This is a genomic window from Arthrobacter sp. 10T425, assembly GCF_056393985.1.
Map to the genome: position 1 here is coordinate 106,889 of NZ_JBFTGZ010000002.1, position 21,668 is coordinate 128,556.

Consider the following 21,668-nt stretch of genomic DNA (forward strand, 5'->3'; position numbering starts at 1 on the left):
TGGCCCGGAAGCCGGGGAGCGTCAACCCCTTGCGCGGGGATGTTTGCCGGGGCATTTGCCGGGGCCTTTGGGGACACTTGTAACCTGCGTCATATCTGACGTACAGTTTTGGATCAGGGACCGAAATTCTATTATCGAACGTCACGTTCTAATATCGAACACGCTAGGCCGTTGACAGGCCGCCACACAACGAAGTGAGGAAAGCCCGTGCATTTCCACCACCACGGCTACGTATCCGGTGACCCGCGGGTCCAGCCGGCCGCCGGCGCCGGCATCGACCGGCCCACACGCCTTCCCGACGAGGTAGATGTGCTGATCGTGGGCTCCGGCCCCGCCGGCATGCTCGCCGCAGCCCAGCTGTCCCAGTTCCCGGGCGTCACCACCCGGATCGTGGAACGCCGGCCGGGCCGGCTCGCGATCGGCCAGGCCGACGGCATCCAGGCCCGCAGCGTCGAGACCTTCCAGGCCTTCGGTTTCGCCGAGCGGATCATCGCCGAGGCGTACCGCATCACGGAGATGGCGTTCTGGAAGCCGGATCCCGCGGACCCCTCGAACATCGTCCGCAGCGCGCGCACCCTCGATGACCCGGGCGGGATCAGCGAGTTCCCGCATCTCATCGTCAACCAGGCCCGCGTGCTCGACTACTTCGCCGAGTTCATGGCCATGTCCCCGAGCCGCATGAGCCCGGACTACGGGCTGGAGTTCCGCGGCCTGGAGGTCACCGGCGAGGGCGAGTACCCGGTCGCCGTGACGCTGGCGCACACCGCCGGTCCTGACGAGGGCCGGGAGCGCATCGTGCGGGCCAAGTACGTGGTGGGCGCGGACGGCGCCCGCAGCAAGGTGCGCGACTCGATCGGCTGCACCATGGCGGGCGACCAGGCCAACCACGCGTGGGGCGTCATGGACGTGCTCGCCTCCACGGATTTCCCCGACATCCGGCTCAAATGCGCCATCCAGTCCCACGACGGCGGCAGCATCCTGCTGATCCCGCGCGAGGGCGGGCATCTCTTCCGCATGTATGTCGATCTCGGCGAGGTCGCCGCGGACGACCGCGGTGCGGTCCGCAAGACCACCATCGAGCAGATCATCGCCAAGGCCAACGCGATCATCCACCCCTACACGCTTGACGTGCGCAACGTGGCCTGGCACAGCGTGTACGAGGTGGGCCACCGCCTCACCGACAGGTTCGACGACGTCCTCCCGGAGGAGCTGGGCACCCGCACGCCGCGGGTGTTCATCACCGGCGACGCTTGCCACACGCACAGCGCCAAGGCCGGCCAGGGCATGAACGTCTCCATGCAGGACGGCTTCAATATCGGCTGGAAGCTCGGCCACGTGCTGGAGGGACGCAGCCCGGAGAGCCTGCTGTCCACGTACTCGGCCGAGCGGCAGGTGGTCGCGAAGAACCTGATCGACTTCGACAAGGTGTGGTCGACGCTCATGGCGAAGAAGCCCGAGGAGTTTGAAAACCCCTCCGAGCTCGAGGACTTCTACGTGCGCACCGCCGAGTTCCCTGCCGGCTTCATGACCGAGTACTCGCCGTCGATGGTCGTCGCCGAGGCCACGCACCAGCAGCTGGCCACCGGCTTTCCCGTCGGCAAGCGCTTCAAGTCCGCGCCGGTTGTGCGGGTCTGCGACACCAACCCGGTCCAGCTCGGCCACCAGGCCACGGCGGACGGCCGCTGGCGCATCTACGTCTTCGCGGACCAGGCGGCGCCAGCACAACAGGCGGGGGCCCCGTCGCCCGCCGCGGACCTCGCCGCGTGGCTGGCCAGCGCGCCGGACTCGCCGCTCGCCGCCACCCCCGCGGGGGCCGACCGTGACGCCTGGTTCGACGTGAAGGTGATCTACCAGCAGGATCACACTGGCATCGACATCGGCAACGTCCCCGCGGTGTTCAAACCGGAGGTGGGGCCGTTCAAGCTCCCCTACCTCGAAAAGGTCTACGGCACCGACCCGGCGGCGGACATCTTTGAGTTGCGCGGCATCGACCGCGGCGGCGTCATCGTGGTGGTGCGCCCGGACCAGTACGTGGCCACCGTCCTGCCGCTGACGGCGACGGCGGAGCTTGCCGCGTTCTTCGCACCCCTGTTGCGGGCAGGGCGGCCCGCGGCGGTGTGACCGCGTGGAGTTGGCCTTCTTCGCAAGGTTTGTCCGGGCTGGCGGTCAGAGGCCGGCTGCCTGCCTGGACCTGTATTCCGCGGCGGGGTAGACGCCAAGGATGCGTACCTCTGTGGTGAAGAACTCCAGTTCCTCCAGCGCCAGTCTGAGCGGCAAATCCTCGGGGTGCCCCTCGACGTCGGCCATGAACATCGTGGCCGCAAATTCATTGCCTACCATGTAGCTTTCCAGCCGCGTCATGTTTACCCCGTTCGTGGCGAATCCTCCCAGCGCCTTGTAGAGGGCTGAGGGGACATTCCGGACACGGAATACAAAGCTGGTGACGGCCGGTCCGGACAGGATGTCCCGGGCCGGCAGAGGCTTTTCCCGTGCCAGAACCACGAACCGCGTGGTGTTGGAGGGGTCATCCTCGACGGCGGAGGCGAGCACCTCCAGGCCATAGAGTTGAGCCGCGAGTGGAGGAGCAAGCGAGAGTTTGGTGGGATCGTTCCAGTCGCGCACTTCCCGGGCGGACCCGGCAGTATCGCCGGCGATCACGGGGCGCAGGCTGGCGGAGCGGATCAGACGCCGGCACTGCCCCAACGCGTGGAGGTGGCTGTGGACCTCGGTGGCTGCCTCGATGGTGCTGCCCGGGATGCCCAGCAGGTCGAAGTGGATGGGCAGAAAATACTCGCCGACGATCTGCAGCCCGGACTGGGGCAGCAGCACATGGATATCGGCCACCCTGCCGGCAATGGAGTTTTCGATCGGAATCATGGCCAGGTCGGCGGTGCCGACGGCCACCAGTTCAAAGGCGTCTTCGAAACTCGCGCAGGGAACGCTCTCCAGTTCGGGGAACATCTGCATGCACGCAATATTGGAGTTGGCGCCCGGTTCACCCTGGTACGCAATCTTCTGGGCCATGCTCCGTATGGTTTCACGCCGGGCGCCCGTTCACCCAAGTAAGTCGCGGCAGGGCCGTTTGAGAACCAAAAACGGTCCCTGCTGCGACTCAGCTGGGGTTCAGATGCTTGGCGAAGTGGTCCTCGATCCGCTGCCAGGCTTCCGGGGCCGATTCCGGATCCGGGCCGATGCCCATGACCCGCATGAGCGGCCGCAGCACCTTCGGCCCGGTCTCCACATCATTGAGGAAGGCGTGCCCGGCGTGCGGGAACTCCTTCACGTCGTTCTCCACGCCCAGCCCGTCGAGCAGAGCCGCGAGTTTCGCCGCTTCGCCGGGCAGGGTGCGGTCCCGGCCGCCGAAGTTGGCCACGATCGGGCAGGCGCCGGCGAGGGCCTCCCCGGGGTCTTTCGGGCGCCGTCCGTAGTTGACGGCGGCGGCGTCGAAGCCGTCATTGGCCAGCAGCAGGGCGAAGCCGCCGCCCATGCAGAAGCCGATGACGCCGATCTTGCCGGTGGTCCGGCCGGTTTCGCGCAGCCAGTCCCGGGCGGCGGCCAGATCGGTGAAGGCCCGGCCCTCGCCCGCGGACAGCGCGCGCATGGTGGCGACGAGGCAGCGGGGCGCCCCGCCGTCGCTGTACAGGTCTATGGCCAATGTCAGGTAGCCGGCCGCCGCCATCCGGTCGGCGTGGCGGACGGTGATGTCGTCCAGGCCAAACGCCTCATGGACCATCAGGACCGCGGGAAACGGCCCCTCGCCCTGCGGCGTCGCCAGGTAGCCGCGCAGCGCCGGCGAACCGCCAGCGGCGGCGCCGGACCGGCCTAGGTCGGTATTGCTGAGATCCCGGGTGGCGGGCTTGCCGCGTCCTGCGTGTGTCCGTGCCATGCTGACCCCTCCGTCGGCTGTGGGGCCATTCTTGCACGGGCGCAAAAAAGCGGCGCCGGAGATCCCCCAAAGGAAAATCCGGCGCCGCCAACGTCCTAAAGACTAGTCCTTCTTGAAGGCGTCCTTGACGTTTTCGCCGACCTTCTTCGCGTCGGCTACAACCTGGTCCTTCTGGCCCTCGGCGCGCAGCTGGTCGTTGCCAGTGGCGTTTCCGGCAGTTTCCTTGGCCTTGCCGCCGAGGTGCTCTGCTTCGTTCTGAATCTTGTCTCCGACACCCATGGTGTTGGCCACCTTTCGTTCCGGTTGAAAATACTGTCCGATCAGCCTAACACAAAGCATGCTTACTAATTCAAGGGGTCTCGCGGGGTAATTCTCCGCAGCGTCGTCCGCGGCAGCGGCGGGGCGGTTCGCGAAAGGATGAAATCCCCCCGGCCCGCGGGCTAGGCTCGAGGTCATGGACCACAAGACCACTCTCACGCAGCACATCAATGCTCCGGCGGACGCGGTCTGGGCGGTGGTGTCGGACATTCCCGGATCTGCCGCGACCCTCTCCGGCGTCGATTCGATCCAGATGCTCACCGACGGACCCTATGCCGTGGGTACCCGCTGGAAGGAGACCCGCACCATGATGGGGCGCGCGGAAACGGTGGAGATGTGGGTTGCCCAGTCCGAGGCGCCGTCGAACGGCCGGGGCGGCAGCACCACCGTGAAGGCCCTCCAGGGCGGCGCCGACTACACCACCAGGTTCGCGCTCGCGGAGCGCGGCGGGGGAACCGACCTTACGCTGACCTTTGGCGCCGAAGTCATCAAACCGACCCGGTTCAGCAGGATCATGCTCACCGTGTTCGGTCCGCTCGGGATGCGCATCACCCGCAAGGCGCTTGCAAAAGACCTGGCGGACATCGCGGCCAAGGCCGAGTGCCAGTGATGGTCCGGCGCACTGCGGCTGAGAAAACCCCCAAGGTCGCCGCCCCCCGGCTCGCGCCGGTCCGTCCCGGGGATCTGCAGGACGACCCTGCCCCGGAGTTCCGGCGGGGTGTTCGGTACGACGGCGTCCGCTACAGCCGCGCGTCGGCAGACGGTCTGGACCTGGGCGGTACGGACTTTGCCGAGTGCGAATTCACCGGGGTGTCCTTCAATGAGACGCAGCTGCGGGGCGCGACTTTCCGTGACTGCATCCTGGCCGAGACGTACGCCCCGGTGCTGATGGCGGCCCGGACCAGCCTGCGGGATGTCGAGATCGGCAACCCCCGCTGGGGATCGGCGGAGCTCTATGAAAGCGGCTGGCAGTCCGTGCGGATCGACGGCGGCAAACTCGACTACGTGAACCTGCGCGGGTCCAAGCTCACGGACGTGCAGATCAGCGACTGCATCATTAACGAGCTGGATCTGGGCTCCTGCACCGCCACCCGGGTCGCCTTGAAGAACTGCACGATCGGCACCCTCGATTTCACCGGAGCCCGGCTCAAGGACTTCGACCTCCGGAGCACCGACTTCCGCACCATCAGCGGTCTGGGCAGTCTGTCCGGCCTCGTCGTCGACGATCACCAGCTCACCCTGCTCGCTCCATTGCTCGCGGCTCATCTGGGCGTCGTCGTCGCGTAATCCGGCGGCATCCGGTTGACCCCCTTGCCCCGCCGTGTAATCTTTATAGAACGAACGGTCGGTAAATTACTCTGCTGCCGGCCCCGCTTTCTTGGTGAAGGATGTTCTCATGGTCGAGGCTTTTCTTGTTGGCGGCGCCCGCACTCCCGTGGGCCGCTACGGCGGCGCCCTCTCCGCAGTCCGCCCCGATGACCTGGCCGCACTGGTAGTCCGCGAGGCTGTGGCCCGCGCCGGCGTCGATCCGGACACCATCGACGAGGTCATCCTCGGCAACGCCAACGGCGCCGGCGAAGAGAACCGCAACGTGGCCCGCATGGCCACCCTCCTTGCCGGGCTGCCGCTGCACATCTCCGGCATCACCGTGAACCGGCTCTGCGCCTCCGGGCTCAGCGCCATCATTATGGCCAGCCACATGATCAAGTCCGGCGCCGCGGACATCGTGATCGCGGGAGGCATCGAATCCATGAGCCGCGCCCCCTGGGTCCAGGAAAAACCCCGGACCGCCTTCGCCAAACCGGGCGAAATCTTCGACACCTCCATCGGCTGGCGTTTCGTCAACCCCCAGTTCACCAAGGGCGAGCTGTCCAGGGACGGCAAAATGACCTACTCCATGCCGGAGACGGCAGAAGAGGTGGGGCGGGTTGACGGCATCTCGCGGGAGGACGCCGACGCCTTCGCCGTCCGCTCCCACGAACGCGCCCTGGCCGCCATCGCCGCCGGCCGCTTCGCGGAGGAAATCGTCCCCGTGACCGTCAAGACCCGCAAGGGCGAGACCGTGGTGGACACCGATGAGGGCCCCCGCGCCGGCACCACCATGGACGTCCTCGCCGGGCTCCGGCCGGTAGTCAAGGGCGGCTCGATCGTCACCGCCGGCAACTCCTCCACCCTCAACGACGGCGCCTCCGCCATCATCGTTGCCTCGGAGGCCGCGATCCAGAAGCTTGGCCTCACGGCCCGCGCCCGCATCATCGACGGCGCCTCAGCCGGCTGCGAGCCCGAAATCATGGGCATCGGGCCGGTTCCGGCCACCCAGAAGGTGCTCGCCCGTTCCGGGCTCAGCGTCGATGACCTCGGCGCCGTCGAGCTCAACGAGGCGTTCGCGACCCAGTCCCTGGCCAGCATGCGCCGGCTCGGCCTCGACCCGGAGATCGTAAACCGCGACGGCGGTGCGATCTCCCTGGGCCACCCGCTGGGGTCCTCCGGTTCCCGGATCGCCATCACACTGCTGGGCCGGATGGAGCGCGAAAACGCCAAAATCGGCCTTGCCACCATGTGCATCGGCGTCGGCCAGGGCACGGCCATGCTGCTGGAGCGCGTCTAGTGGCGGCCCCGGCCCTCGACCCGGCTGGCTTCGGCACGCTCCTGGTCGAAGAGCGCGAGGACCGCGTGGTGGTGGTGCTCAACCGCCCCGAGGTCCGCAACGCGATCGACCAGCAGATGGTCGATGAACTCCACACCGTCTGCGCCCATCTCGAGCGGCACCCCAAAGTCCTCATCATCGCCGGCTCCAAGGGGGTTTTCGCCTCCGGCGCCGACATCGGGCAGCTGCGCGAGCGGCGCCGCGACGATGCCCTGCAGGGCATCAACTCCACCATTTTCGTCCGGATCGCCAAGCTGCCGATGCCCGTCATCGCAGCCCTGGATGGCTTCTGCCTCGGCGGCGGCGCCGAACTGGCGTACGCCGCGGACTTCCGGATCGGCACCCCGTCCGTCAGGATCGGAAATCCCGAAACCGGGCTCGGCATCCTGGCCGCCGCCGGTGCCAGCTGGCGCCTCAAGGAACTCGTGGGGGAGCCCGTCGCCAAGGAAATGCTGCTCGCCGGTGCCGTGCTGCGCGCAGACCGTGCCCTGGCCGTCAATCTCATCACCGAAATCCATGAACCGGCCGGGCTGATGGCCGCGGCCCACAGCCTCGCCGACCGGATCGCCACACAGGACCCGCTCGCCGTCCGGATCACCAAATCCGTGTTCCACGCCCCGGCCGAGGCGCATCCCCTCATTGACCAGCTGGCACAGGGGATCCTCTTCGAATCCCAAGCCAAGTTCGACCGCATGCAGACTTTCTTGGATAAGAAATCAGCCAAGAAAACAGAGAAAAAGTCCGCCAAAGATTCCGGGAAGCAGAAATAGACATGGGCAACTCCGTACTCCCCGCCAACCTTCCGACAGCAGTGGGAGTCCTCGGTGGCGGCCGCATGGGCGCAGGCATCGCCCACGCCTTCCTGATCAACGGAGCCAACGTCGTGGTCGTCGAGCGCGACGAGGCGTCGGCCGAGGCCGCCCGGGAGCGGGTCGAGTCCGCCGCCGCCAAGAGCATTGAGCGCGGCGCCGTGGACGGCAACCTGGACGAGATCGTTTCCCGGCTCGCGGTCACCGTGGACTACGACGACTTCGCCGGCCGGCAGCTGGTGGTCGAGGCCGTTCCGGAGGACTGGGACCTGAAGATCACCGCGCTGCGCGGCATCGAGGAACGGCTCGCCGACGGCGCCTACCTCGCCTCCAACACGTCCTCGCTCTCCGTCAACGGTCTGGCCCGCGAACTGAAGCGGCCGCAGAACTTCCTGGGCCTGCACTTCTTCAACCCGGTGCCGGCGTCGACGCTCATCGAAGTGGTCCTCGGCGAGCAGACTTCCGACGCCCTGGCCCAGGCCGCCCGCGGATGGGTGGAGGCGCTCGGCAAGACCGCCGTCGTGGTCAACGACGCGCCCGGCTTCGCCTCCTCCAGGCTGGGCGTCGCGATCGCCCTCGAAGCGATGCGCATGGTGGAAGAGGGCGTGGCCACCGCGGAAGACATCGACAACGCCATGGTGCTGGGCTACAAGCACCCCACGGGACCGCTGCGGACCACCGACATAGTGGGCCTGGACGTGCGCCTCGGCATCGCGGAGTACCTGCAGTCCACGCTGGGTGACCGTTTCGCTCCGCCGCAGATCCTCCGCGACAAGGTGGCCCGCGGCGAACTGGGCCGCAAGTCCGGCAAGGGCTTCTTCGACTGGACCAAGTGACCGGCATTCGTCCGTGCCCCTAGGATGGTGCGGTGACCTCCCTGGACCGCCCCGCGATCGCGCCCATCACCCTGACCGGCAAGTACGTCGTCCTTGAGCCGCTGAGCCAGGACCACCATGACGGCCTTGTCGAGGCGGCACGCGACGGCGAGCTGTGGCACCTCTGGTACACCAGCGTGCCCACACCGCAGCACATGGCCGCCGAGATTGAGCGTCGACTGGCCCTGCAGGACAGCGGCGCCATGCTGCCCTTCACCACGCGGCTGCTCGACCCCGCTACCGGCGGACCGGGCCGGGTGATCGGCATGACCACCTACATGAACATCGACGCCGCCACGCCCCGGGTGGAGATCGGCTCCACCTGGAACGCGGCGTCCGTGCATGGCACCGGCAGCAATCCGGACTCCAAGTTGCTGCTGCTGCGGCACGCCTTCGAGACGCTGGGCTGCCCCGCCGTCGAGTTCCGGACGCACTGGCTCAACCACCAGTCCCGCGAGGCGATCACGCGGCTGGGGGCCAAACAGGACGGCGTGCTCCGCAGCCACACGCGCAGCGCCGACGGGGCGCTGCGGGACACCGTCGTGTATTCCATCCTGGAACATGAATGGCCGATGGTCCGGAACGCCCTCGAATCCCGGCTGGCCAAGCGGCGCTAGCGTGCCGAGTAGGCCTTGGCCCCGTTAAGCGATGCGAAGTACGCCTCGTAGCCCCGGGCGTTCGGGTGGAAGTTTTCGGGACTGGCCAGGGCCGTACGGCTGAAATTGATCCACGGAGCCGCAGAGTTCACGCCGTGACCGGCAAAAGCGGCCCGGACATCGACGTACTCCGCTCCGGTGGCCCGGGCGGCGGCGGCGATGGAGCCGTTCAAGCCGTCCGCCAGGACCGTGGCCTTGTAGATGAACCGGGACATCGAATCAGCCTGGCCGGGCGCGACAGGATCGTAGAGGTAGGGGTAGCCCGTCACGACAACCTTGGCGTTGGGGGCGGCAGCCTTCACGCGCTGGATCATCGCTGTCACGTCGCCGGACAGTCGATGGCTGGAGATCTGGCCCTCGGCGTAGGCACTGGCGGCATCGCACAGCGGACCCGCAGCGGGATTGACCATGGCGGCGCCGCAGGAGGCGAGGATTTCCGCAAACCGGAGGTTGTTGCCGCCGGCAGTGATGGTGACGAGCCCGGTGGTCCTGCTCAGCCGCCTGAGCTGGGTGTTGACGACGTCCTGGGTCGTCTTGCCGCTGCAGGCCGCGTTGGCGACGAGTTTGATGGTCTTCGTGTGGGCAGCGAGTTCGGAATAGCTGTTCTCGCTGCGGTAGCAATCATCCAGGTACGGCCCCGCCCCCAGCCCGGCGGCATAGGAGTCTCCGAGCGCGACGTACCGGGTCCTGTCCGCCGCCTCCGCCGGTACCGCCGCCACACCGGCCGCCATGGCCAGGGCGGCGAGACCGGCCGCCAGAGCCGTCCGCCGGCGTCGAAGTTTCAGACGTCCCATGGTGTTCTCCTCAGTGGCACCCTGGGTTCAGCGCCCGTGCCGTGAAAAACGTGTTGCGAAGCGTAAACCCCGCACCATGCCAATGGTCCCATTGTGTATAACGTTTGTGAATCCTGCCGCGGATCGCGCCGGTGCGTGTGCTTAGCTTTCTGGATGATGATTCCTGCAGCGCCCCTGGGCCAAGCCAAGGGGCAGGCGGTGCCCGGAACCGTGGAGTGGGATGGGGCCGTCAACGCGTGGCACGTGGCCGGGGACGTGTTCCGCATGGGACGGCGGGAGTGGCTCACCGAGACCGGCTGGCGGCAGGTGCACCGCCGGGGCATCCGGACCGTCATCGACCTCCGCAACGAAGCCGAAATCCGGCGCCGGGAGACCGATCCGCCGGTGCGGGCTGGGGCCCTGGCCGGTTTCGACGTCGTGCTGGCACCCACCGAAGACCCGGACAACCGCGAATTCCGCGAGCTCTGCGTGCCTTACCTGAACGACCCCGCCTGTTATGCGGACAACGCCAGGCTGTTCCCGCACCTGCTGTCCCGGGTCTTCAAGGCGGTGGCCGCCGCGGAAGGCGGTGTGGTCATCCATTGCTCCGCGGGGCGGGACCGGAGCGGCATGATCGCAGCCATGCTCCAGGACCTCGCCGGTGACGGCGAAGAGGCCATTGTGAGCGGCTACCAGCGCTCCATGCGGGGCATCAACGAGCACCTCCGGCACGCCGCAGTCCCGCATCCCCACGAGCGTTTCCTGCCCGAGAATGTGCTGGCGCCCCTGCTGGAATCCCGGGGCCAGAGCCTGCTGCAATTTGTCCGGTCCCTCAACACTGCGGACTACCTCTTCCGCCACGGCGTGACGACCCCGGAACTCGCGGCCATCCTCGGAAAGCTCGGCCGATAGGGTGGGCGCAGTTAGGGTAGGCCAGTGAAGACTCCGAAGTTCCAGCCGATGGTGCGGGCCGCCGCGGCCCTCGCGATTGCGCTTGCCGGTACCGTGCCTGCCTTTGCGCTGACCGCGGTCCCGGCGATGGCCGAAGCCAACGCCCCAGTCCCCGACGACCCGGCGCCCGCTGCGTCGGCGATGGCGACGCCGGTTTCGACGGCGGTCCCGATGCCGGTGCCGGTCTCGACGGCGGTTCCAGCGCCGGCTGCGTCTGCGATCTCGACGGCGGTCCCGGTACCGGTGCCGTCGCCGGCTGACGCGCCTTTGGCTGGTTCTTCTCCGGTGCCGTCCGCGACGCCGATCAGCGATGCCGGCCTCGCCGAGGCCGTGCGGCGGGACCTTGGCATGACCCTCGCGGAATTCGACGCCGCCGGTGCACTTGCCCGGCGGGCCGCCGACGCCGCGCCCTCCCTGCGTGCGCTTCCCGGCTATGTGGGGATCAGCCTCGCCGGCGGCAAGATCGCGGTTGAAGGCAGCGGCGCCGAGCTCCGGGCCCGCGTGGCCGAACTGAACCAGTCCGGCCCGGCTGACTTCCTGCTTGCCGCCCCCGCGGCCGCCGCCGCTGTCCCGTCGGCCGCGGAGGTGGTTGCCTCCAGCACCCAGCAACTGTTCGAGGCCTACGTCCGCGAGGTCGGGGCCGCCGGGCTGCAGGCCGTCACCTACACAGACGGCCACTTTGTCATCCGCACCGGCGGCACCAACACGGCGCAGTCCGTTCCGGCTGCCGACGCCCTTCCCGCCGCCGCTGTTCCCGCCGCTGGCGCCGGTGTGCAGCCGGCGAAAGCCCCGGGCACGGTGCCGAAGATGTCCGCGGCCGAATTCGTGGCCCGCTACGCCAACGTGACGCTGGAACAAGGATCCCGGATCACCACCGAGGAAGACTACTTTGGCGGCCAGGGCTACATCGTTGACGGACGCACGCTGTGTTCGGCCGGGTTCGGGGCCTTCAGCCCCGCGGGCGAGCCTCTGGTCCTGACCGCCGGGCACTGCGCCGGTGACGGCTCCGCGAAGCGGGCCGCGATCGAAAATCCGGGGGGCGCGCCAGCGGCCGGGGGTGCAGGTTCGGGCGCGGCCGCCGGGATCCTGGGCGCATTCGGGTTCAGCCAATTCGGCGGCCCCGGAAATTCCAGGATAGCGACGGACGGCGCCAGCGTCGGCACGGACATCTCCGTCCTCCAGGGCATCAGGAGCGGCCTGGACCTCCTGCCCGCCGTCACCCGTTGGGACAATCCTGCCGATCCGGGGCCGACGTCCGTGAAGATCGTGGGAACCGTGGCTCCTTTCCAGGGCCAGCCCGTGTGCCGGTCCGGCCGGACCACCGGGTGGAGGTGCGGCACGGTGGACTCGATCGGCATCTGGGCCATCCCCGGGCCAAATTCACTGCCGCCGGACTATGACAACGATCTCCGGGCGGTGCGCGGCTTCGACTCGACGTCCGTCACCTCCGGCGGCGGGGACTCCGGCGGCCCGTGGATCAGCGGGAACTTCGCTGTCGGGCTGCACACGGGGGCGGAAAGTACCGACGAGGGCGTCCAGACTCGGGCCATCGCGACCAGCCTCGAGGATGCCATGGGCCAGGTCCCCGGCGGTGTCCAGCTGCAACTGTTCCTGGCCAAGCCGGCGCTCGCTGCGGCCTCCAACGGAACCGTCACAGCCGGTGGGCCGATTACCGGGCACATCGATGCCGGTCCGGCCTCCGTGGTGGCTCCGAATTCCAAGGTCCGCATCACCGTCCTGAACCAGAAACCTGGCCAGACATCCGGCCAGAAGGACGGCCAGCCCTTGGAAATGCCGGTCGATGCGTCGGGAAACTGGCAGTTCCCCGCACCGTCGTTGGCCGGGCCCTTCACGTTCTCGGCTGAAACCGTGAACGGCTTCAGCGGCTCCGGCGCAGTCGCCCTGTCCGTCGACGTCTCCCGGCTCGCGGCTCCGGCCATCACCTCACCTGTGGACGGCCAGCCGGAGGGCCCGGGACTCACAGCCATCGAGGGCACCGGAGAAGCCGGAGGCACGGTGCGGCTCTCCGGCGACTTCACCGGGACCGGGCTCGTCGACGCAGACGGCCGCTGGCGCATCAACGTGGCCGATCAGCCGGTCTTCGGAAAAATTTCGGTCACGGCAGTGCTCACGGCCCCCGGAGAAATGGACAGTCCCGCGGCGACCCGCACCTATACCGTCATTCCGCCGGCTCCGGCGGTGTCGAACCTCAGGGACGGCCAGCACCTGCGCCAGGACGCCCTGCCAGCCACCATCTCCGGCACAGCCCTTCGAGGTGCCGGCGTGGCCGTGGCTGTGGACGGGGTGGCCGTGGACTCCGTGCAGGCCGGTTCCGGTTCCGGAGCGGGCAATGCCGCGCTCGAGCCCGGGACCGCGCAGACCTTGGCCGGCAGTGCCCGGTGGAGTGTCACGTTCCCCGCGGAACTGGATGCCGGAGCGCACACCTTGACCGTGACGCAAACCATTGACGGCGTCGCATCGCCGCCGGCAGCCGTGGCGTTCAGCGTCGAGGCCACGCCCGTTTCCGGGGGCACTCCGACCGGGCCGCCCGCCGGGACACCGGGATCCGTGCAGACGGCAACGCCTGGCCACCCGGCGGTCCCGCAACAGCCCGCCAACCCTGCCGGGGCTCCCGCCGGACCGGTCAAACCGGCGCAAGCTCCCGCCCCGCCGTCGGACACCTCCGTCATTGTGGGCGGCGCGGCAGCGGGCAGCGCATCACCGGACAACACGGCACCAGGCAACACGGCGCCAGGCAACACGCCGGGCACCTCAGGCCAGCTGGCGAGCACGGGCGCCGGCGGGCTCCTGCCCTTAGCGGGTCTCGGCGCCGGAGTCCTGCTGCTCGGCGCGGCCTTCGTGGCGTTCGGCCGGCGCCGGGCGGTGCGTTAGCCGGGGCCTCCAAGCCCGGGCTCGCCGGAAAGCCGCGGGGTCGCCGTAAGGCTACGGCGACCCCGCAAGCTTTGGGCGAATCCGCGCGTTCGGGACAGCGAGCCGCGCGTTACTGGAAGTCAGCCAGCCAGAGATCCGGGCCGAAAACCTCGTACTGAATGTCCTTGGCGGGGACGCCACCGGCAATCAAGGCGCTCCGAACCGACTTCAGGAACGGCAGGGGACCGCAGAGGTAGTACTCGGCGTCGTCCGGGAGTTCGACGTCGCCGACGTCCATGAAACCGGAGAACACGGAACCGCCCGCCTCGCCGGTACCGCCCGCCTCGCCGGTTTCGGCCACCGCGGACGCCCCGCCCGTTTCGCCCGCCCCGCCGGTCCCCGCTGTCCCCGCTGTCCCCGCGGGAGCCAAGAACCACGTCTTCAGGGTCCCGTCCGCGAGTTTCGCGAGATCTTCCCTGACCTGCGCGCGGAGCGGGAACGATGCCTCGCTGTCATCGGCATGCAGCAGCATCACCTGGCGTCGTGAACCGGACTGCACGAGGTGGGAGAGCATCCCGGCCATGGGCGTGATGCCGATTCCCGCGCTGGCCATGACCAGGGGCCGGTCCGTGTACTCCAGCACAACGTCGCCGAACGGAGCTGAGAGCACCACCTCGTCGCCTACCTGGACGTCATTGTGGAGCAGACTGGACATCTCGCCGTCGGGAGTCGTAAGTCCGTGGACCCTCTTGACGGCGAACTGCCGGTGCTGCCCGTCGTCGGCCTTGGTCAGGCTGTACTGCCGGGGCTGCTGTACGCCGTCGGGCATGGTCATCTTGAGGGTCACGTACTGCCCGGGCAGGGACGGCTTGACGTCCCGCTCGTCGGTCCGCTCGACGACGAACGAGACGACGTCGGCGGTCTCCTGGATCCGCTGCACCACCCGCCACGTCCGCCAAATGGTCTCGGGGGAGAGGTGCACTGCGTTGTACAGCCCGCGCTCCTTGTTGATGAGCAGGTTCGCCATCAGCCAGTAGACCTCGTCCCAGGCGGCGGCGACCTCGGGAGTGACGGCATCGCCCAGAACATCCACGATCGCCCACATGAGGTGGTCGTGGACAATCTGGTACTGGTCCGGGCTTAGTCCCAGCGAGACGTGTTTGTGGGCCACCCGGGAGAGCAGATGGTCCGGCACCTGGTCCGGTTTCTCCACGAGCATGCCGGCGAAGGCCGCGATGGATCCGGCGAGCGCCTGCTGCTGGCGGCCGTCCGCCTGGTTTCCCCGGTTGAAGAGCCCGTCCAGAAGATCCGGCTGCGCCTCGAACATATGTTTGTAGAAGCGCTTGGCGATCTCCTCGATGTGCTCGCCGACTACGGGCAGCGTTGCCTGAATGACGGGAAGTGAGGTGTCTGAGAGCATGGTGGATCCCTTCCGGTGAGACCGGTGATACCCGGCGGTGCCGGGCGACTCAGCACTTCCAAGCTAACAGCCGCGGCACCGCGCCTTCCGGGCCGATCGGCCCTACATCGGGAGTGGGGTCCGGTGTAGACGGCCTCCCGCCCTGGGCCCGAGTTAGCCGGAAAGCTCCCGGGTCGCCGGAACGTTACAGCGACCCCGCAGGTCTCCGGCGACCCCGAGGGTTCGGGGCAGAAGTCAGGCCTTGCGGTCCAGCAGCAGGTTGGTGATCCGCAGCGTGCAGATTCGCTGGCCGGTCTCGTTCGTGATCAGCACCTCGTGGGTGGTCAGGGTGCCGCCCAGATGGATGGGGGTGGCCGTGATCGTGATCAGTCCCTCGCGGGCCGACTTGTGGTGCGTGGCCGAGACGTCGACGCCCACCGCCGTCTTGCCCAGGGTGCTGGCGTGGATGACGGCGGCCCAGGACCCCACGGCCTCGCCCACGGCCAGTGAGGCGCCGCCGTGCAGGAGCCCGAACGACTGCCGGTTGCCCTCCACCGGCATGGTCGCCACCACGCGGTCCACGGACTCCTCGACGATCTTCACGCCCATCTTCTCGTCGAGTTCCCCCAGGGTGATTTTCCACAACTCGGTGCGGCCGGTCTCGGGCGTCATAGCGTCTCCTTTGTTGCCGGCCGGCCGGGTCCCGGACGGTCGGTGCCGCCGCGGCTAGTGTGCGGCAGGCCTCATTCATGTACTGTAGATCATATTACCGAACGGACGGTCAGTAATGTTCCGGCCGTGTTGATCTTGCTCCCCCGTTGGAAGGACCCGTCAACGATGACCACCACAGCCGCACCCACAGTAGACACTGTCGAGATCGTTCCCAGTTTCATCCGGGGTTCCTGGTGGACTCCCGACGACGCCGCCGCCGCCGGCGCGGCGCCGGTACTGGACGCCAGCACCGGCGAGCTCCTGGCGAAGGTGAGCACCGAGGGGCTCGACCTCGCCGCCGTCGTGGATTATGGCCGCACCACCGGCCAGGCGGAACTTGGCACACTGACCTTCCACCAGCGCGCGCTCAAGCTCAAGGAACTGGCGCAGTACCTCAATGGCCGCCGCGAGGAGTTCTACGCGCTCTCGGCGCAGACCGGCGCCACCAAGATCGACTCCATGATCGACATCGACGGCGGCATCGGCGTCCTGTTCACCTTCGGGTCCAAGGGCCGCCGGGAGCTGCCCAACTCCCAGGTGGTGGTGGATGGCCCCATGGAGGTGCTGTCCCGCGACGGCTCGTTCGCCGGTGAGCACATCTACACCCGCATCCCCGGCGTCGCCGTGCAGATTAACGCCTTCAACTTCCCTGTCTGGGGCATGCTGGAAAAGCTTGCCCCGGCCTTCCTCGCCGGCGTCCCCACCATCGTCAAGCCCGCCACCCCCACCGGGTACGTGGCCGCCGCCGTGGTCAAGGCGATCGACGAATCCGGCATCCTGCCCACCGGCTCGCTACAGCTGATTTCCGGCTCGGTCCGTACGCTGCTGGACCACCTGGACTACCGCGACCTCGTGGCCTTCACCGGCTCCGCGTCGACCGCCAACACGCTCAAGTCGCACCCCAATGTGGTCAAGGGCGGGGTCCGCTTCACGTCCGAGACCGACTCCCTGAATGCCGCGATCCTGGGCCCGGATGCGGTCAAGGGCACACCGGAATTCGACGCCTTCATCAAGTCCCTCGTCACCGAGATGACCGCCAAGGCCGGCCAGAAATGCACCTCGATCCGCCGCGCGATCGTGCCGCAGGAACTCGTCGCCGACGTCACCGCCGCCGTGGGGGACCGCATCCGCGAACGCGTCGTGCTCGGTGATCCCCGCGCCGAGGGCGTCACCATGGGCGCCCTGGCCTCCCTTGAGCAGCTCGCCGACGTGCGCGCCGCCGTACAGTCCATGCTCGACGCCGGCGGGGAGCTCGCCTACGGCACGCTCGACGCGCCCAAGGTCACCAGCGCGGACGGCAGCATCGGCGTCGTCGACGGCGGCGCCTTCATGTCCCCGGTCCTGCTGAGCTGGGCCAACCCGGAAGCCGAGGAGGTCCACTCGCTGGAGGCCTTCGGCCCGGTGTCCTCGGTGATCGGCTACACCGACCTGGCCGACGCCGTCCGCCTCGCCGCCCGCGGCGGCGGCTCGCTGGTCGCCACGGTCTGCACGAACGATCCCGCCGTGGCCCAGCAGCTGGTCACCGGCATCGCGGCCCACCACGGCCGCGTGCTCATGCTCAACCGCGAGGACGCCCGCAGCTCCACCGGCCACGGCTCCCCGGTCCCGCACCTGGTCCACGGCGGTCCCGGCCGCGCCGGCGGCGGCGAAGAGCTCGGCGGCATCCGCTCGGTGATGCACCACATGCAGCGCACCGCCATCCAGGGCTCGCCGAACATGCTCACCGCCGTCACAGGGCTCTGGCACACCGGAGCGGACCGCAACTTCACGCTCGAGACCGAGGGCCAGCACCCGTTCCGGAAATCCCTCGCCACCCTGCACATCGGCGACGCCATCCGCTCGGAGCTGCGCGAGGTCTCGCTGGAGGAAATCACCAAGTTCGCGAACTCCACCGGCGACACCTTCTACGCCCACACCAACCAGGAAGCCGCCGCGGCCAATCCCTTCTTCCCGGGCATCGTGGCGCACGGCTACCTCCTGCTCAGCTGGGCAGCCGGCCTGTTCGTGGAGCCCGCACCGGGACCGGTCCTGGCCAACTACGGCCTGGAGAACCTGCGGTTCATCACCCCCGTGGCCGCGGGCGATTCCATCCGCGTGACCCTGACGGCCAAGAAGATCACCCCGCGCGAGACCGACGAGTACGGCGAGGTGGCCTGGGACGCCGTCCTGACCAACCAGAACGACGAAATCGTCGCGACCTACGACGTCCTGACCCTCGTAGAGAAGTAGCCCGTCCCGCTCACTCCCGCCTTACCTCCCGTTGCGCTATCACTTGTGGCTGCCAAAAGGTCGAAATGACCGCCACAAGTGATAGGGCAACCGGGGAGGGACAGGGGCGGGCTTCGCCGTGCAGGGAGCAATTGGCGGGCTCTTTCCATCCCGCTCCGGCGTAAAATCTTGCTCGTAGGAGGTGGCGAAATGACCCTAGTACTCAATAAAGCCACAACAGTCCTGCCAGTTGATGATGCAGCGCGTGCCCGGCATTTCTACGCGGACACTTTGGGGCTCCCGCACCGTGGCGTGGCAGATGACGGAAGCGAATTGTTCGGCTCAGAAGGCGGCCCAATGCTGCAGCTGATGCCAGTCAAGGATGGAATGCATTCAGAGCACACCACCCTGAGCTTCGAAGTCAGCGAGATCGAGCGCACGGTCCAGGAAATGGAAGCCAAGGGCGTCATGTTCCAGGACTACGATCGCCCGGACCTCAAGACCGAGAACCATATTTGTACAACTGATTCAGAGAAGTGCGCCTGGTTCATGGACTCCGAGCACAATATTCTGTGCGTGCACGAGAACATCACCACGGCAGCTGATTACCAGCTCTAAACGGCTGGCAACGGCGGGTTTTCGGGCGCTCCGGCTCAGCGGGGCGCCCTTTTCTGTTGCCCGCGGCCATCCAGGGAGCCTCGCCGCCTTCCGGTGGCGCCCAGGCCCAGGCCCAGGTCCAGGCCCAGGTTCACGAGAGGGAATGTCCTCAGCTGCGTCCCTGCAATTGGTTCGCGGGCTGGTCAGCTTCCGTTGTACTCGTCGTCGGTGATGTGCTCGCCCCACGTGGTGGTCGTCGCTGCGTCCTCGCCGTTCTGGAGCATCGCGATATGTTCCATGAAGCAGCCAGGGGCGGCCGCGTGCCAGTGCTCCTCGCCGGGCGGCGTGTAGAGCGTCTGGCCGGGGTGGACTTCGACGATCTTCCCGTCCCGGGTTCCGAACCGGCCAACTCCCTGGGTGACGCGGAGGTACTGGCCGTGTTCGTGGGAGTGCCAGGCGGTGCGGGCTCCGGGCGCGAAACGGACGGTCGCGACCACCATCGTCTGATCCGGCTCGTGCGGGAGCGCGATCGGATCGAGCCAGACGTCGCCGGCGAACCGGGCCGGCGGGTTCTTCGCAGTGGGGACAGTGGGTTCGATGTTCATGGTGATCCTTACTTGCTCTCGGTGAAGAGCCGCTTGGCGACGCCCATGGCGGCCATGCCCTTGGGCCAGCCTGCGTAGAGCGTGACATGGGTGATGGCTTCGATGAGTTCTTCCCGGGTGACGCCGTTCTCAATGGCGCGACCAAGGTGGAAGCCGAGCTGTTCGGTGTTGCCGCCGGCGGTGAGAACGGCGACGGTGATAAGGCTGCGGTCACGGGCCGGAAGCTCCGGGCGGTTCCAGACGTCCGCGAACAGGACGTCGTCGGTGAGCTCGGCGAGCTTCGGGGCGAAGTCTCCGAACATGTTCCGGCCGCCGCCGATCTGTTGGGGTTGGTCAGTCATGATGTTCCTTCTTTCAGTGGAAGCTCGAACTGCTGCACAGAGCTTCATGCAGGGCTTCAGGCGCCTCGGCGGTCACAGTTGCTTCCGTCGCCGCGCCAGGGGCGTGAGTTCGTTGGTGCCGTAGCTGTTGTCGTCGGGGTTGACGGTAACGCCGGGTGCGACGAGCTGGTCGATGCGGTTCAGCACGTCGCTGGCCAAGGTGATGTCCGCGGCGGGCAGGTAGGACTCGAGCTGTTCCATGGTGCGGGGTCCGACGATGGCGGCTGTGACGCCGGGGTGGTTGATCGCGAAGGCGATGGCCAGTTCGATGAGCGTCAATCCGGCTTGTTCGGCCAGCTGGGCGAGTTCTTCGACGATGTCGAGCTTGCGCTGGTTGGCCGGGCTCGTCATGTCGAACCGGGCGTTCGGACGCGCGGTTGAGGTGGGCACGGAGGCTGCGTTTTTACGCCAGCGCCCGGAGAGCCAGCCGCCGCTGAGCGGGCTGTAGGTGAGGGTTCCCATGCCGTGGCGCTGCACCGTGGGAAGGAGGTCCTCCTCGATGCCGCGGACCAGGATCGAGTACGGCGGCTGCTCGGTGACAAACCGCTCCAGGTTGCGTTCCCGGGATGCCCACTGGGCTTCCACGATCTGCGACCCGGAATACGACGAGGAGCCGATGTACCGCACCTTCCCCTGGCGGACCAGATCAGTGAGGGCGCCGAGAGTCTCCTCGACGTCGGTATCCGGGCTGGGCCGGTGCACCTGGTAGAGGTCGATGTAGTCGGTGTTCAAGCGGCGTAGGGAGTCTTCCACCGCCCGCATGATCCAGCGGCGGGATCCACCCCGCTGGTTGGGATCGTCTTCGCTCATGGGCATGAAGAACTTCGTGGCGAGGAACACGTCCTCACGCCGGCCCTCCAGTGCCTGCCCGACGATTTCCTCGGATGCCCCGCCGGAGTAGACATCGGCGGTGTCGATGAAGTTGATGCCCGCGTCGAGGGCGCGGTGGATGATTCGAATGGAGTCCGCGGTGTCGTTGTTGCCCCAGGGGCCGAACATCATCGCGCCGAGGCAGAGGGGACTGACCTGCACGCCTGTGCGGCCAAGGGGGCGATATTTCATGGGTGGCTTCTCTCTGTCTCAGGCTTCGGGGATGACCATGGCGAAACGCTCTTCGCGGGCCTCGTCGGGGTCCGGTCCGTTGCGAACGCCGGTGTCGAGGGCGTCGATGGCGGCGAGTTCGTCGGCGCCGAGTTCGAAGTCGAAGACGTCGAAGTTCCCGGCGATGCGTGCGGGGTTGGTCGACTTCGGGATGGCTGAGCGGCCCTGCTGCAGGTGCCAGCGGATCACGACCTGGGCGGGGCTCTTTCCGTGTGTTTGTCCGATGCCGGCGATCGTCGGGTCTTCCATCACGTTCCTGCGCTTCTCGCCCCATCCGGGGTAAAAAGTGATGCCGCCGATCGGTGACCACGCCTGGGTAAGGATGCCGTGTTCGGTGTCCGTTGCCTGGACGGCCGGCTGGGCGAAGTACGGGTGCAGCTCAATCTGGTTCACCGCCGGGACGACGTCTGTGGCCGCCAGCAGTTGCTCCAGGTGGTGCGGCATGAAGTTGCTGACACCGATCGCCCGGACGCGCCCGTCAGCAAGCAGGGTCTCCAGGGCCTTGTACGCGCCGACGGTTCTTTCGAAGCGGTCGGGGGCGGGCTGATGCAGGATGAACAGGTCCAGGTAGTCGACGCCGAGCTTGCCTGTCGCCTTTTCCCAGGCGTGCAGCGTCTGGTCGTAGCCGTAGTCACTGACCCAGACTTTGGTCTCGATGAACACGTCGGAACGGTCCAGGCCCGAGTTGAGGATGCCCTCACCGACCTCCCGCTCGTTGCCGTACGCCGCGGCAGTGTCGATGTGCCGGTAGCCGGCCGCCAGCGCCGCTTCGACGGCCGCCGTCGTTTGCTCCGGCGGGCTTTGGAAGACGCCCAGTCCGAGGGCGGGCATCGTGACGCCGTTATTGAGAGTAAGTTCCATGTGCATGCCTTTCACGGTAT

General features: G+C 67.7%; 22 protein-coding genes. 11 read left to right on the forward strand and 11 right to left on the reverse strand.

The genetic code is table 11. The features are described 5' to 3' along the window. Positions 1–207: 207 nt before the first annotated feature. Complete coding sequence (locus AC1DDH_RS02755) at positions 208–2,121, forward strand: FAD-binding monooxygenase (RefSeq protein WP_476855554.1); 1,914 nt, start codon at positions 208–210, stop codon at positions 2,119–2,121. A gap of 45 nt (positions 2,122–2,166) precedes the next feature. Here the strand turns inward: AC1DDH_RS02755 and AC1DDH_RS02760 are convergent, their stop codons facing one another. The 3 genes from AC1DDH_RS02760 to AC1DDH_RS02770 all read right to left on the reverse strand — a co-directional run bounded on the left by AC1DDH_RS02760 (position 2,167) and on the right by AC1DDH_RS02770 (position 4,165). Continuing rightward, positions 2,167–3,024, reverse strand: a complete 858-nt coding sequence (locus tag AC1DDH_RS02760; protein ID WP_223913646.1) for a prephenate dehydratase — start codon at positions 3,022–3,024, stop codon at positions 2,167–2,169. 88 nt (positions 3,025–3,112) lie between these two features. After that, positions 3,113–3,886, reverse strand: a complete 774-nt coding sequence (locus AC1DDH_RS02765; RefSeq protein WP_476954796.1) for a dienelactone hydrolase family protein — start codon at positions 3,884–3,886, stop codon at positions 3,113–3,115. Positions 3,887–3,988: 102 nt separating this feature from the next. After that, on the reverse strand, positions 3,989–4,165 hold the full coding sequence (locus tag AC1DDH_RS02770) for a CsbD family protein (RefSeq protein WP_043435744.1): 177 nt from the start codon (positions 4,163–4,165) through the stop codon (positions 3,989–3,991). Between the two features lie 175 nt (positions 4,166–4,340). On the opposite strand from AC1DDH_RS02770, the gene AC1DDH_RS02775 reads away from it, so the two are divergent. The 6 genes from AC1DDH_RS02775 to AC1DDH_RS02800 all read left to right on the forward strand — a co-directional run bounded on the left by AC1DDH_RS02775 (position 4,341) and on the right by AC1DDH_RS02800 (position 9,152). After that, positions 4,341–4,814 carry an SRPBCC family protein gene (locus AC1DDH_RS02775; RefSeq protein WP_223913648.1) on the forward strand — a complete coding sequence of 158 codons (474 nt, stop codon included), beginning with the start codon at positions 4,341–4,343 and terminating at the stop codon, positions 4,812–4,814. Then, a complete protein-coding gene (locus AC1DDH_RS02780; protein ID WP_476954797.1) occupies positions 4,814–5,491 on the forward strand; it encodes a pentapeptide repeat-containing protein in 678 nt (225 codons plus the stop codon). Before AC1DDH_RS02775 ends, AC1DDH_RS02780 begins: the two co-directional genes overlap by 1 nt. Before the next feature lie 109 nt (positions 5,492–5,600). Beyond that, complete coding sequence (locus AC1DDH_RS02785) at positions 5,601–6,812, forward strand: thiolase family protein (protein WP_476954798.1); 1,212 nt, start codon at positions 5,601–5,603, stop codon at positions 6,810–6,812. Further along, entirely contained in the window at positions 6,812–7,621 is an 810-nt protein-coding gene (locus AC1DDH_RS02790; protein ID WP_230012431.1) for an enoyl-CoA hydratase/isomerase family protein, read from the forward strand. The genes AC1DDH_RS02785 and AC1DDH_RS02790 overlap by 1 nt, the downstream gene beginning before the upstream one ends. 2 nt (positions 7,622–7,623) lie before the next feature. Then, positions 7,624–8,496 (forward strand): 3-hydroxyacyl-CoA dehydrogenase family protein, encoded by an 873-nt coding sequence (locus tag AC1DDH_RS02795; RefSeq protein ID WP_476870365.1) that lies wholly within the window; start codon positions 7,624–7,626, stop codon positions 8,494–8,496. Between the two features lie 32 nt (positions 8,497–8,528). Then, positions 8,529–9,152, forward strand: coding sequence for a GNAT family N-acetyltransferase (locus AC1DDH_RS02800; protein ID WP_476872906.1), 624 nt, complete (start codon positions 8,529–8,531; stop codon positions 9,150–9,152). On the opposite strand, the gene AC1DDH_RS02805 is transcribed toward AC1DDH_RS02800, so the two are convergent. After that, positions 9,149–9,985, reverse strand: a complete 837-nt coding sequence (locus AC1DDH_RS02805; RefSeq protein ID WP_476954799.1) for an SGNH/GDSL hydrolase family protein — start codon at positions 9,983–9,985, stop codon at positions 9,149–9,151. The two genes, AC1DDH_RS02800 and AC1DDH_RS02805, sit on opposite strands and share 4 nt — an antisense overlap. A gap of 153 nt (positions 9,986–10,138) precedes the next feature. Between AC1DDH_RS02805 and AC1DDH_RS02810 the strand changes: the two genes are divergently transcribed. Further along, positions 10,139–10,876, forward strand: a complete 738-nt coding sequence (locus AC1DDH_RS02810) for a tyrosine-protein phosphatase (RefSeq protein WP_476954800.1) — start codon at positions 10,139–10,141, stop codon at positions 10,874–10,876. Positions 10,877–10,887: 11 nt separating this feature from the next. Here AC1DDH_RS02810 and AC1DDH_RS02815 read toward each other — a convergent pair whose 3' ends face one another. Continuing rightward, positions 10,888–11,265, reverse strand: a complete 378-nt coding sequence (locus tag AC1DDH_RS02815; RefSeq protein ID WP_476954801.1) for a hypothetical protein — start codon at positions 11,263–11,265, stop codon at positions 10,888–10,890. On the opposite strand from AC1DDH_RS02815, the gene AC1DDH_RS02820 reads away from it, so the two are divergent. After that, positions 11,264–13,807: a hypothetical protein gene (locus tag AC1DDH_RS02820; RefSeq protein WP_476954802.1), complete on the forward strand. Its 2,544-nt coding sequence runs from the start codon at positions 11,264–11,266 to the stop codon at positions 13,805–13,807. The two genes, AC1DDH_RS02815 and AC1DDH_RS02820, sit on opposite strands and share 2 nt — an antisense overlap. 109 nt (positions 13,808–13,916) lie before the next feature. Here AC1DDH_RS02820 and AC1DDH_RS02825 read toward each other — a convergent pair whose 3' ends face one another. Both AC1DDH_RS02825 and AC1DDH_RS02830 read right to left on the reverse strand, forming a co-directional pair. After that, on the reverse strand, positions 13,917–15,206 hold the full coding sequence (locus AC1DDH_RS02825; RefSeq protein ID WP_476954803.1) for a globin domain-containing protein: 1,290 nt from the start codon (positions 15,204–15,206) through the stop codon (positions 13,917–13,919). A gap of 234 nt (positions 15,207–15,440) precedes the next feature. Next, positions 15,441–15,857, reverse strand: coding sequence for a PaaI family thioesterase (locus AC1DDH_RS02830; protein WP_476859296.1), 417 nt, complete (start codon positions 15,855–15,857; stop codon positions 15,441–15,443). Between the two features lie 165 nt (positions 15,858–16,022). Between AC1DDH_RS02830 and paaZ the strand changes: the two genes are divergently transcribed. Continuing rightward, positions 16,023–18,125, forward strand: coding sequence for a phenylacetic acid degradation bifunctional protein PaaZ (gene paaZ, locus AC1DDH_RS02835; protein WP_476954804.1), 2,103 nt, complete (start codon positions 16,023–16,025; stop codon positions 18,123–18,125). Between the two features lie 189 nt (positions 18,126–18,314). Beyond that, positions 18,315–18,722: a VOC family protein gene (locus AC1DDH_RS02840; protein ID WP_476855566.1), complete on the forward strand. Its 408-nt coding sequence runs from the start codon at positions 18,315–18,317 to the stop codon at positions 18,720–18,722. A 182-nt stretch (positions 18,723–18,904) separates the two neighbouring features. Here AC1DDH_RS02840 and AC1DDH_RS02845 read toward each other — a convergent pair whose 3' ends face one another. The 4 genes from AC1DDH_RS02845 to AC1DDH_RS02860 all read right to left on the reverse strand — a co-directional run bounded on the left by AC1DDH_RS02845 (position 18,905) and on the right by AC1DDH_RS02860 (position 21,648). Continuing rightward, complete coding sequence (locus AC1DDH_RS02845) at positions 18,905–19,306, reverse strand: (R)-mandelonitrile lyase (RefSeq protein ID WP_476870370.1); 402 nt, start codon at positions 19,304–19,306, stop codon at positions 18,905–18,907. 8 nt (positions 19,307–19,314) lie between these two features. Beyond that, positions 19,315–19,647 (reverse strand): carboxymuconolactone decarboxylase family protein, encoded by a 333-nt coding sequence (locus tag AC1DDH_RS02850; protein ID WP_476850188.1) that lies wholly within the window; start codon positions 19,645–19,647, stop codon positions 19,315–19,317. 72 nt (positions 19,648–19,719) lie between these two features. Beyond that, positions 19,720–20,748, reverse strand: a complete 1,029-nt coding sequence (locus AC1DDH_RS02855; protein ID WP_476947120.1) for an aldo/keto reductase — start codon at positions 20,746–20,748, stop codon at positions 19,720–19,722. Between the two features lie 18 nt (positions 20,749–20,766). Further along, positions 20,767–21,648, reverse strand: coding sequence for an aldo/keto reductase (locus AC1DDH_RS02860; RefSeq protein WP_476954805.1), 882 nt, complete (start codon positions 21,646–21,648; stop codon positions 20,767–20,769). Positions 21,649–21,668: the final 20 nt, after the last annotated feature.